This is a genomic window from Streptomyces sp. NPDC006332 (assembly GCF_040612855.1).
Taxonomy (GTDB): Bacteria; Actinomycetota; Actinomycetes; order Streptomycetales; family Streptomycetaceae; genus Streptomyces.
In genome coordinates, this window is the sequence record NZ_JBEXRA010000009.1 from 199,531 (window position 1) to 209,718 (window position 10,188).

Here is a 10,188-nt window from a genome sequence, read left to right on the forward strand (position 1 = left end):
TGATGTCTCGAGACTGCCGCCGGGGAGGGGGCCGGGTCGTCGTACGGCCGGCGACAGTGCGCGTACCTCCCGGGGAGTACGCGGAGCCGTCCGCAGGGACTCGACTTCTGTAACTACTAGTATGTACAGTCGGCGCATGAGCACTTCGGACCGACTGATCGAGTCCACCCGTGAGCTGCTGTGGGAGCGGGGCTACGTGGGCACCAGCCCCAAGGCCATCCTGGAGCGAGCGGGTGCCGGACAGGGCAGCATGTACCACCACTTCAAGGGCAAGCCCGATCTCGCCCTGGCCGCGATCCGGCGCACGGCCGAGGAGTTGGGGGCCACCGCGGAGGGAGCCCTCGGCGGGCCGGGCACGCCGTACGAGCGGATCGAGGCCTACCTGCTGCGCGAGCGCGATGTGCTGCGCGGATGTCCGATCGGGCGGCTGACGATGGATCCGGACATCGTCACCAGCGAGGAGTTGCGGGCGCCGGTCGACGAGGTGCTGGACCGGATCCGCGAGCGGATCGCCGGGATCGTCGAGGAGGGGAAGGAGCTGGGCCAGTTCGCGCCCTCGCTGGACGGCGAGGAGATCGCCGCGGCCGTCCTCGCCACCGTCCAGGGCGGCTACGTCCTCGCCCGCGCGTCCGGTTCGCCCGCCGCTTTCGACGCGGGCGTGCGGGGCCTGCTCTCGCTCCTCTCCCCACAGGGCAACACCCGTACCCGGTAAAGGAGTTCCACGCCATGCAGGCCATGCAGTACGAACTCACCCTGCCCGCCGACTACGACACCGAGGTGATCCGCGAGCGTGTCCGGCGCGTCGGGCATCTGCTCGACGACTGGGAGGGCCTCGGTGTGAAGACCTATCTGCTGCGCGAGCGCGGCGTGGACGGTTCGCCCGTCAACCAGTACGCGCCGTTCTACCTGTGGAACAGCGTGCAGGGCATGAACTCCTTCCTCTGGCAAGGCGCCTTCCAACGGCTCAGCGACGACTTCGGGCGGCCCTCGGTGCGCCAGTGGACAGGGGTGGCGTACGAGGAGGGCGGCGCCGCCCGTGCCCCCGCGCGGGCGGCGGTGCGACAGCGCCAACCCGTCCCCGACGGCGTGGACTTGGCGGCCGTGATGGACGAGGCCGTACGGGAGACGGAACGGCTGGCCGGGGCGGACGGCGCGGTGCTCGCGGCGACCGCCGTGGACACCGGACGCTGGGAGCTGGTCCGTTTCTCACTCTGGGAGCACCACACGCCGGGGGCCGAGGGAGACGTGTTCCGGGTGCTGCACATGTCGGCGCCGGGGCGTGACCGGATGCGGCGGGGACGCCAGTGGTGAGCGCGGTCCGTACGGTGCTCGGTGACGTCCTCCCCGACGACCTGGGGGTGTGCGACGCGCACGACCACCTGTTCTTCGGCAGCCCTCAACTGCCCGGCCAGGAACTGCGCAGCGTGCCCGCGGCGCGCGCCGAGCTCACCGCGTTCCGCGAGTTGGGCGGCGGCACCGTGGCGCAGTGGACGCCGTACGGACTGGGCCGGCGAGCCGCCGATCTGCCAGCACTGTCCCGGGAGACCGGGGTGCACGTGGTGGCCGCGACGGGACTGCACCAGGCCGCGCACTACGACGACGGGGTCCTCCAGGAACTGCGCGGTGGGCTCGCCGAGGTGTTCGTCTCCGAACTGACGGACGGCATCGGCACCTCCGGGGTCCGCGCGGGGCTGATCAAGGTCGCGGGCGGCTTCCACGCCCTCGACGCGCACGCCCGCTGGACCATGGGCGCGGCGGCCGAGGCCCACCACGCCACCGGAGCGCCCATCGCCGTCCACCTGGAGCTCGGCACCGGCGCCCTGGACGTACTGGACCTGCTGTGCGGCGAGTTGGAGGTACCACCGGAGCGAGTGATCCTCGGTCACCTCAACCGCTCCCCCGATGCCGAGTTGCACCGGCAGGCCGCCGGGTCGGGCTGCTATCTCGCCTTCGACGGACCGTCCCGGGCGAACCACGCCACGGACTGGCGCATGCCGGACGCCGTGCGGGCGCTCGCCGACGCGGGCCACGGGGACCGGCTGCTCCTCGGCGGCGACACCACGACCGCGGCGGCCCGCGCGGCGAACGGTGGCCCGGGCATGCCGTACCTGCTGCGTCGGATACGCCCCCGCCTCGCCCTCGCGCTGGGCGAGGAACTGGTGCGGCGGATCCTCACGCAGAACCCCGGCCGAGCCTTCGGCGTGGAGTGGCGCTGACCAGGAACAGCCACGACCGGTCGCCAAAGCCGCCCGGCCCCCTGGCGGACGGCCGGCCGGACCGTCAGCGAACCCCGCCGTGGCCGGCCCCGCCGAGGTCCATGCCCTCGATGTGCGCCACGTTCTCCCGGTCGTCGGCGTCCTGGCCGGCCTCGGCGGCGAACCAGGCGTCGAGGATCTCCTGCAGGAGGGGCTCGGAGGTGAGCCGCAGACTGAGGGCGAGGACGTTGGCGTCGTTCCAGCGGCGGGCGCCGTCGGCCGTGTAGGCGTCCGTGCACAGGGCCGCGCGTACGCCGGGCACCTTGTTCGCGGCGATCGAGGCACCGGTGCCGGTCCAGCAGCACACGACGGCCTGGTCGGCGGTCCCGGCGGCGACCTCACGGGCCGCGCTCTCCGAGCAGACGGCCCACCGGGGATCGTCGCCCGGGTTCAGCGCACCGTGCGTGACCACGTCGTGGCCGCGGGTGCGCAGCTGTGCCACGAGGCTGCGCGCGACAGGTTCGTCCATGTCCGAGGAGACGGAGATCCGCATGCTCCGAGCCTACTCGGGGCGGCGGACCCGGATCCTGGAGGCGGCCGAGGAGGCCGGAGCGGGCGGTCAGGTCAGCGCGCCCAGTGGATCGTCCAGCACCGGCTGCCAGGCCAGCTCCGCCGCGCCGACCAGGCTGTTGTGGTCGAGGGTGCAGGGCAGGATGGGGACGCCGCCGCTCTGCCCCCACAGGCTGCGGTCGGCGACGACCGCGCGCAGCCGGTCCGGGTCCGCCTCCAGAAGGGTGCGGTGGAGGCCGCCGAGGATGATGCGGTCCGGGTTGAGGATGTTCACCAGTCCCGCGAGGCCGAGGCCGAGCCGGTCGATGAGCGCCTCGGTGGCGGTACGGACGGACGGGTCGTCGTAGTGGCCGCGGATCAGGTCGTTGGCCTGCTGGAGCAGGGAGACCTCGGGTCCCGGGTCGCGTCCGGCGGCGGTGAGGAAGGCCAGCGGGTCGGCCTCGACGTCGAGGCAGCCGCGGCTGCCGCAGTGGCACAGGCGGCCCTCGGGATGGACGGTGAGGTGACCCACCTCCAGTGCCAGGCCGGAACTCCCGGTGTGCAGACGTCCGTCGAGCACCAGCGCGCCGCCCACGCCCCGGTGCCCGGTGGCCACGCACAGCAGGTCCCGGGCGCCGCGCCCGGCGCCGTGCCGGTGCTCGGCGAGCGCGGCGAGGTTGACGTCGTTGCCCGCGAATGCGGGAGGGGTGATGCCGGCCGCGTGCACGCACTCCTCGAAGATCCGGCGTACGGGCGCGCCGACGGGCCAGGCCAGGTGCAGGGGGTTGAGTGCCAGGCCCTCCGGCTCGGCGACGGCGGACGGCACGGCGAGGCCGGCGCCGACGCATCTGCGTCCGGTGGTGCGCAGCAGTTCGGCGCCGGCGTCGACCACGGAAGCGAGTACCTTCGCGGGGTCGGCGTCCACGGTCTCGCAGCCGGGTGCGGTGGCGACGAGACGGCCGCCCAGACCGACCAGGGCCGCCCGGAACCCGTCGGCGTGCACCTGCGCGGCGAGGACCACGGGCCCGTCCTCGGCGACGGCGAGCCGGTGCGAGGGCCGCCCCTGCGAACCGGCCGCGGCGCCGGGCCTGGCGTCCACCCGGATCAGCCCGAGCGCCTCCAGTTCGGCGGCGACCGCACCGGCCGTGGCCCGGGTCACCCCGAGTTCGGCGGTGAGTACGGCGCGGGTCGGCGCGCGTCCGGTGTGCACCAGCTCCAGGGCCGGTCCGAGCGCACCGCGTCCCCGGTCCAACCGCGTCCTCGAGGTGGTTCCTTCCCCCGCCGCCCGGGGGTCCGCCTTCCCGCTCATGAGGGCGAGTCTCCCATGATCCGCATGTGTGGCGGCCTACAGACCGCTGACCCGGAGCGTGATGTTCAACCGTCCGGTGAGTCCCAACTCGGGCGGCGCGCTGCCCGGGTGCACCCGGGGCACCCCGTGATGGGCGAGCCGGGACGGGCCGCCGAAGACGAACAGGTCGCCGCTGCGCAGTTCGACATCGGTGTACGGGCGGGTGCGGGTCTCGGTGTTGCCGAAGCGGAAGACGCAGGTGTCGCCGAGGCTCAGCGACACCACCGGGGCGGGCGACTTCTCGTCGCTGTCGCGGTGCATGCCCATGCGGGCGTCCCCGTCGTAGAAGTTGATCAACGCGATGTCGTACGCGGCGGTCGGGACCTCCGCACCGCCGAGCGCGTCGGTCACCGCACGGCGGCCCAGCTCTCCCAGCCAGTCGGGGAACGGCTTGACCTGCGCGCCGTCACCGTCGACGACGGTGCGGGCGTAGGCGTACGGATACCAGTGCCATCCCAGGCAGACCTGGCGGGCGGTCATCGTGCCGCCGCCGGGGGTGTGGACCGTGCGCAGTCCGGCCGGTGGGCGGGCCCACTCCCGGCAGGCCGCCACCAGCTCGCGCTGCCGGTCCGGGCCCAGCCAGTCCGGCACGTGCACGGCGCCGGGCGCGATCCGCGTACGGGACCTGGGGAACAGCTCGGTGTCCATACTCTCCATCCTGCCCGACAAGCCCTGAGCTGCGGCTCGGCTAGCCTTGACGCACGATGAACGACCGTATGACGACGCCCTGGGGCGAGTTCCAGCTGTCCCGTTTCCCCGACGACCCCCGTGACCGGCTGCGTGCCTGGGACGCCTCCGACGAGTACCTGCTGCGACATCTCGCGGACGAGCGGATTCCCCTGTCCGGCACGGTCGTGGTGGTCGGGGATCGCTGGGGCGCGCTGGTCACGGCACTCGCGGCGCACCGTCCGGCGCAGATCACCGACTCGTTCCTCACTCGGGAGGCGACCCGGGCCAACCTCGCGCGCCGCGGTGTCGAGGCGGGTTCGGTGGAGCTGCTGACCACGCGGGACACCCCGCCCGCCCGGGTCGACGTCCTGCTGGTGCGGGTGCCGAAGAGCCTGGCGCTCCTGGAGGACCAGCTGCTGCGGCTGGCGCCCTCCGTGCACGAGGGCACGGTGGTCGTCGGCACCGGCATGGTGAAGGAGATCCACACGTCGACGCTCCGGCTGTTCGAGCGGATCCTCGGACCGACCCGGACCTCGCTCGCCGAGAAGAAGGCGCGGCTCGTCTTCTGCACGCCGGAGCCGACGCGGGAACGGGCCGGAACACCGTGGCCGTACAGCTACGCCCTTCCCGACGGCATCGGTGCGGTGTCGGGGCGTACGGTCGTCAATCACGCGGGCGTATTCTGCGCCGACCGGCTCGACATCGGCACCCGCTTCCTGCTCCGGCACCTGCCGGACACGAAGGGTCTGCGCCGGGTCGTGGACCTGGGATGCGGCAACGGCGTCGTCGGTACGGCGGTGGCGCTGGCCGACGCCGAGGCCGAGGTGTTGTTCGTGGACGAGTCCTTCCAGGCGGTGGCTTCGGCGGAGGCGACGTACCAGGCGAACGGCGCGCCTGGGCACGCGGAATTCCGGGTCGGGGACGGGCTCGCGGGGGTGCCTGCCGGGAGCGTCGACCTCGTCCTCAACAATCCCCCGTTCCACTCGCACCAGGCGACGACGGACGCGACGGCGTGGCGGATGTTCTCCGACGCCGAGCGGACGCTGCGTTCCGGCGGCGAACTGTGGGTGATCGGCAACCGGCACCTCGGGTATCACGTGAAGCTGCGCCGCCTGTTCGGCAACAGCCGGCTCGTCGCCAGCGACCCGAAGTTCGTGGTGCTGAAGGCCGTCAAGCGGTAGCCGGGCCCTCGTGAGAGGGCGGTTTCGGCGTCGTCACCGGGCAGCGGGAGCCTCCCGTCGGCCCAGTGTGCGGATGATCTCCGCGACCGTGCCCACCATCGCCTCGCGTCCCACGGTGAGGTAGGAGCGCGAGTCCACCGCCTCGGGGTGGGCGGCGAGGAAGGTCCGGATCGCGCCGGTCATGGCGATGTTGAGGGCGGTGCCGACGTTCACCTTGGCGATACCGCCCGCCACGGCCGCGGTCAGTTCGTCGTCCGGCAGCCCGGACGAGCCGTGCAGTACGAGGGGCACGTCCAGCGCCGTGGCCAGCCGCTCGATGAGGGTGTGGTCGAGGGCGGCGGTGCGGGTGGTCATGGCGTGCGAGCTGCCGACGGCGACGGCGAGCGCGTCCACGCCGGACTCCGCGACGAAGGCGCGGGCCTCGGCGGGGTCGGTACGGGCGCCGGGCGCGTGGGCGTCCAGCGGGGCCGCGCCGGGGTTCGCCCTGCCGTCCGGTCCGGTCTTGCCGCCGACCTGCCCCAACTCGGCCTCGATCCACAGTCCTTGAGCGTGCGCCCAGTCGGCGGCGGCTCTGGTCGCGGCGAGGTTGTCGGCGTAGGGCAGCCGGGAGGCGTCGTACATGACGGAGCTGAATCCGGCGCCGGGGGCCTGGCGCAGCAGGTCGTCGCTCTGGACGTGGTCGAGGTGCAACGCGACGGGCACGGCGGCGCGTTCGGCCGCGGCGACGGCGGCGCGGGCGAGCGGGAGCAGGCGCCCGTAACGGAACTTGACCGCGTTCTCGCTGACCTGGAGGACGACGGGGCTGGTTACCGATTCGGCGCCGGCGACGACCGCCTCGACGTGTTCGAGGGTGATGACGTTGAAGGCGGCGACGGCGGAGTGGGCCGCGGCGGCGCGGGTGACGAGTTCGCCGGTGGTCGCGAGGGGCACGGCTGGTCCTTCCCTGGTCTTCCGTGGTTCGGGGCTCCCCGGGGACTCCCGGCACTTCGGGGGTTTCAGGGGCTTCTGGGGTTTCAGCGGATTCAGGGGGCGAGGATCACCGAGCGGGTGAGGTGGCGCGGCCGGTCGGGGTCCAGGCCGCGGGCCGCGGCGACCGCCACGGCGAGACGTTGGACGCGGACCAGTTCGGCGAGCGGGTCCAGGCCGCCCGCCACCCATGATCCGCCGGTCGCCCGCACCTGCTCGGCCAGCCCGTCCGGCGCCTCGCCGAGCATCCAGGTGGCGGTGCCGTGGGTGGTGACGCTGATGGGGCCGTGCCGGTACTCCATCGCCGGGTACGCCTCGGTCCAGGCGAGGCAGGCCTCGCGCATCTTCAGCCCCGCCTCGTTCGCGAGGCCCACGGTCCAGCCGCGCCCCAGGAAGGTGAACTGCGTGGCCTCGACGAGCCCTTCGGGCAGCGGGGTGGTGAGCGCGGTGCGGGCGTCGGTGACGACGGTGTCGGTGTGCAGGCCGAGGTGGGCCCGGAGCAGGGTCAGGGCAGTGGTGGCGAACCGGGTCTGGACGACCGAGCGCTCGTCGGCGAAGTCGAGGACGACGAGGTCGTCGGCGGCCCTCACGACGGGCGTGTGCGGGTCCGCGGTGATCGCGGTCGTTCGCGAGCGTCCCTTCAACTCCCGCAGGAGTTCGAGAACTTCGGTGGTGGTGCCGGAGCGGGTGAGGGCGACCACCCGGTCGTAGGAGCGGCCGTGCGGGAACTCGGACGCGGCGAAGGCGTCCGTCTCGCCCTGCCCGGACGTCTCGCGCAACGCGGCGACGGACTGGGCCATGAAGTACGAGGTGCCGCACCCGACGAGCGCGACCCGCTCCCCCGGCGCCGGGAGCATCCCGCGGTGTTCGGGCGCCTCGGCCGCTGCCCGTGCCCAGCACTCGGGCTGGCTCGTCAGCTCGTCCTCGACATCGGTCATGCCGTACCTCTCCACCGCTTCGATCCACCGCTTTGATTGTTCTTGCAAGATATAGCCACGTTTCAAGCATAATCAAGCACACGGCCGAGACGAGTGCACCAGAGTCGCCGGGACGGGAGCGGTCGAGGGGGCACTGCCTGAGCACGAGGCAGGTCGCGGTCAACCGGCCGCTGTGCGGGCAAACCCGGGAGAGTGATCGTCGCCGCCGACTCGGGCACCCCGGGCCGCCGGGCCTTCGCCCGGATCCGCGCGGACGACACGGTTCACACGCAGGTCACCGGCACGACGGCGGATCCGGACCTGGTGCCTGTCCGGGAAGACGGGAAGGCGGTTGGTCGCGGTCCAGTGCTGTTACCGGCCCCGCGCTGCCCCCGGCCGCCTAAGCTGAGGCTGAGGCCGAGGGGCGTGCCGGGCATGGAGGCTGCGATGGATGGACAACCGACCGCACAGCACGTGTCCGGGGGCGGACGGTATCTGCCGATCGCCGAACACGGACTGATCGGCGATCTGCGCAGCGTGGCCCTGGTGGGCACCGACGGGACGATCGACTGGTACTGCTGCCCCTCCTTCGACGCTCCGAGCGTCTTCGCGTCCATCCTGGACGCGGACAAGGGGGGCCGCTTCGAGCTGGCGGCGACCGTGCCTGCCACCACCAAGCAGTTCTACTTCCCCGACACCAACGTGCTGATCACCCGGTTCTTCACCGAGGACGGCGTCGGCGAGGTACAGGACTTCATGCCGGTCGGCGGCGGCTCGGTGGAGACCGAACGCCACCGGCTGATCCGCCGGGTGCTGTGCGTGCGCGGGTCGATCCCGTTCCGCACCCGGGTGGCACCGCGCTTCGACTACGGCGCCGAGCCGCACACCGTGCGGATGGCCGGCGACGTCGCGGTGTTCGAGTCCGCGAAGCTCTCGCTCGGGCTGACCGCGACCGTGCCGCTGGAGGCCGACGGCCTGGACGCGCGCGCCGACTTCAAGCTGGCCGAGGGCGAGTCGGCGGTGTTCGCGCTGGACCAGGTGGGCGGCGAGGTCGCGCCGCGCCGGTGCGCGCGGACGGAGGCCGAGGAACAGTTCACCACCACGGTGGCGTACTGGCGGAAGTGGCTGTCCGCGTCCAAGTACCGTGGCCGCTGGCGGGAGATGGTGCACCGCTCGGCCCTCACGCTGAAACTGCTGACGTACGCGCCGACGGGCGCGATCGTGGCGGCGCCCACCACGAGTCTGCCGGAGCAGATCGGCGGGGAGCGCAACTGGGACTACCGGTACGTGTGGGTGCGGGACGCCGCGTTCTGCGTGTACGCGCTGCTGCGGCTGGGGTTCACCGGCGAGGCCGAGGCGTTCATGAACTTCGTGACCCGGCACGTCAGTCCGGGCGACGGCAAACCCTCGGGTCCGCTGCAGATCATGTACGGCATCGACGGCCGTACGGATCTGACGGAGCGCGAACTCGACCATCTGGAGGGGCACCAGGCCTCGGCGCCGGTGCGGATCGGCAACGCCGCCGCCGAGCAGCTCCAACTGGACATCTACGGCGCGCTGATCGACTCGATCTACCTCTACGACAAGTGGGCCAAGCCGATCTCCAGCGATCAGTGGGACGACGTGTGCGCGCTGGTGGACTGGGTGTGCGACAACTGGGACCAGCCGGACGAGGGCATCTGGGAGACCCGCGGCGGCCGCAAGAACTTCCTGTACTCGCGGCTGATGTGCTGGGTGGCGATCGAGCGGGGCATCCGCATGGCCAACCGGCGGGGTCTGCCCGCCGATCTGAACCGCTGGCGGGAGTCCCGCGACGCCATCTACCGGCGGATCATGAGCCGGGGCTGGTCCGAGACCCGTCAGGCGTTCGTGCAGCACGAGGACGGTGACGTGCTCGACGCGGCGGTGCTGATGATGCCGCTGACGAAGTTCATCGCGCCCACCGACCCCAAGTGGCTGTCCACGCTGGACGCCCTCACCCAGGAACTCGTGTCCGACTCGCTGGTCTACCGCTACGACCCGCAGGCGAGTCCCGACGGGCTGCGCGGCGACGAGGGCACGTTCTCCATCTGTTCCTTCTGGTACGTCGAGGCCATGGTGCACGCCGGGCGGATCGACGAGGCGCGGCTTGCCTTCGAGAAGATGCTCACCTACGCCAACCATCTCGGTCTGTACGCCGAGGAGATCAGCCACACCGGCGAGCAGCAGGGCAACTTCCCGCAGGCGTTCACCCACCTCGCCCTGATCAGTGCCGCCTTCAACCTGGATCGCGCGCTCGGCTGAACTGGCCGGGGCGGCCGCGGTGGTGGTGCGGGGGGGGTCGGGGCCGACCGGGCCCCCGCATCAGCCCCAGGCGGAACGGT

The 10,188-nt window shown here is 72.4% G+C and carries 10 protein-coding genes; 5 read left to right on the top strand and 5 right to left on the bottom strand.

The window, feature by feature from the left end; all coding sequences use genetic code 11:
• Window positions 1–136: 136 nt before the first annotated feature.
• From ABZ027_RS11550 to ABZ027_RS11560, 3 genes are read left to right on the top strand one after another with little or no spacing between them, the layout of a single operon-like run.
• Window positions 137–712 carry a TetR/AcrR family transcriptional regulator gene (locus ABZ027_RS11550; protein ID WP_356766858.1) on the top strand — a complete coding sequence of 192 codons (576 nt, stop codon included), beginning with the start codon at window positions 137–139 and terminating at the stop codon, window positions 710–712.
• A gap of 14 nt (window positions 713–726) precedes the next feature.
• Window positions 727–1,311, top strand: coding sequence for a DUF4865 family protein (locus ABZ027_RS11555; protein WP_356766860.1), 585 nt, complete (start codon window positions 727–729; stop codon window positions 1,309–1,311).
• Window positions 1,308–2,216 carry a phosphotriesterase gene (locus ABZ027_RS11560; RefSeq protein WP_356766862.1) on the top strand — a complete coding sequence of 303 codons (909 nt, stop codon included), beginning with the start codon at window positions 1,308–1,310 and terminating at the stop codon, window positions 2,214–2,216. The genes ABZ027_RS11555 and ABZ027_RS11560 overlap by 4 nt, the downstream gene beginning before the upstream one ends.
• 64 nt (window positions 2,217–2,280) lie before the next feature.
• Here ABZ027_RS11560 and ABZ027_RS11565 read toward each other — a convergent pair whose 3' ends face one another.
• The 3 genes from ABZ027_RS11565 to ABZ027_RS11575 all read right to left on the bottom strand — a co-directional run bounded on the left by ABZ027_RS11565 (window position 2,281) and on the right by ABZ027_RS11575 (window position 4,740).
• Window positions 2,281–2,748: an RpiB/LacA/LacB family sugar-phosphate isomerase gene (locus ABZ027_RS11565; protein ID WP_356766864.1), complete on the bottom strand. Its 468-nt coding sequence runs from the start codon at window positions 2,746–2,748 to the stop codon at window positions 2,281–2,283.
• A gap of 66 nt (window positions 2,749–2,814) precedes the next feature.
• On the bottom strand, window positions 2,815–4,053 hold the full coding sequence (locus ABZ027_RS11570; RefSeq protein ID WP_356766866.1) for an ROK family protein: 1,239 nt from the start codon (window positions 4,051–4,053) through the stop codon (window positions 2,815–2,817).
• A 36-nt stretch (window positions 4,054–4,089) separates the two neighbouring features.
• Window positions 4,090–4,740: an alpha-ketoglutarate-dependent dioxygenase AlkB gene (locus ABZ027_RS11575; RefSeq protein WP_356766868.1), complete on the bottom strand. Its 651-nt coding sequence runs from the start codon at window positions 4,738–4,740 to the stop codon at window positions 4,090–4,092.
• A gap of 68 nt (window positions 4,741–4,808) precedes the next feature.
• Between ABZ027_RS11575 and ABZ027_RS11580 the strand changes: the two genes are divergently transcribed.
• Window positions 4,809–5,942 (top strand): methyltransferase, encoded by a 1,134-nt coding sequence (locus tag ABZ027_RS11580; protein WP_356766870.1) that lies wholly within the window; start codon window positions 4,809–4,811, stop codon window positions 5,940–5,942.
• Window positions 5,943–5,975: 33 nt separating this feature from the next.
• Here ABZ027_RS11580 and ABZ027_RS11585 read toward each other — a convergent pair whose 3' ends face one another.
• Together ABZ027_RS11585 and ABZ027_RS11590 are read right to left on the bottom strand one after the other, a co-directional pair.
• Window positions 5,976–6,872 (bottom strand): ketose-bisphosphate aldolase, encoded by an 897-nt coding sequence (locus ABZ027_RS11585; protein WP_356766872.1) that lies wholly within the window; start codon window positions 6,870–6,872, stop codon window positions 5,976–5,978.
• A 92-nt stretch (window positions 6,873–6,964) separates the two neighbouring features.
• Window positions 6,965–7,846 carry an SIS domain-containing protein gene (locus tag ABZ027_RS11590; protein WP_356766874.1) on the bottom strand — a complete coding sequence of 294 codons (882 nt, stop codon included), beginning with the start codon at window positions 7,844–7,846 and terminating at the stop codon, window positions 6,965–6,967.
• Between the two features lie 426 nt (window positions 7,847–8,272).
• Here ABZ027_RS11590 and ABZ027_RS11595 point away from each other — a divergent pair, with 426 nt between their 5' ends.
• Complete coding sequence (locus ABZ027_RS11595) at window positions 8,273–10,108, top strand: glycoside hydrolase family 15 protein (RefSeq protein WP_356766876.1); 1,836 nt, start codon at window positions 8,273–8,275, stop codon at window positions 10,106–10,108.
• Window positions 10,109–10,188: the final 80 nt, after the last annotated feature.

Coding starts and splice junctions, on each gene's coding strand:
- ABZ027_RS11580 (WP_356766870.1), top strand. CDS start 4,809: ATGACGACGCCCTGGGGCGAGTTCCAGCTGTCCCGTTTCCCCGACGAC.
- ABZ027_RS11555 (WP_356766860.1), top strand. CDS start 727: ATGCAGGCCATGCAGTACGAACTCACCCTGCCCGCCGACTACGACACC.
- ABZ027_RS11590 (WP_356766874.1), bottom strand. CDS start 7,846: ATGACCGATGTCGAGGACGAGCTGACGAGCCAGCCCGAGTGCTGGGCA.
- ABZ027_RS11595 (WP_356766876.1), top strand. CDS start 8,273: ATGGATGGACAACCGACCGCACAGCACGTGTCCGGGGGCGGACGGTAT.
- ABZ027_RS11550 (WP_356766858.1), top strand. CDS start 137: ATGAGCACTTCGGACCGACTGATCGAGTCCACCCGTGAGCTGCTGTGG.
- ABZ027_RS11570 (WP_356766866.1), bottom strand. CDS start 4,053: ATGAGCGGGAAGGCGGACCCCCGGGCGGCGGGGGAAGGAACCACCTCG.
- ABZ027_RS11575 (WP_356766868.1), bottom strand. CDS start 4,740: ATGGACACCGAGCTGTTCCCCAGGTCCCGTACGCGGATCGCGCCCGGC.
- ABZ027_RS11565 (WP_356766864.1), bottom strand. CDS start 2,748: ATGCGGATCTCCGTCTCCTCGGACATGGACGAACCTGTCGCGCGCAGC.